This window comes from Acinetobacter sp. WCHAc060033 (genome assembly GCF_004209125.1).
GTDB lineage: Bacteria > Pseudomonadota > Gammaproteobacteria > Pseudomonadales > Moraxellaceae > Acinetobacter > Acinetobacter wuhouensis.
In genome coordinates this window covers 1-234 of the sequence record NZ_SGSW01000233.1, presented here as the reverse complement: position 1 = coordinate 234, position 234 = coordinate 1, and the positions used below count along the sequence as shown (strand labels likewise).

The 234-nt window shown below is 37.2% G+C and carries 1 pseudogene; it reads right to left on the bottom strand.

The annotated features are described in order from the left end of the window. Positions 1 to 234: pseudogene (locus EXE10_RS21380) on the bottom strand (IS4 family transposase); the annotation flags it as partial.

Below are 234 nucleotides of genomic sequence, written 5' to 3'. Positions count from 1 at the left end.
GAATCCACGTCCTTTGAGACAACTAAATAACGTTTCGATTTCCCAGCGTAATGCATAATCACGAATAGCAGAAGCATTAAACATAGGAGAAACAACAAGTAAAAGTTCTCCATCTTCTAATCGTAGCGCACTAATATACAGTTTCACTCGACCAACCCAAATACGTCGTTTACGACATTCAGTTTGACCAACTTGAAGATGACGAAATAAATCACTAATTTTATGATTCTTGGC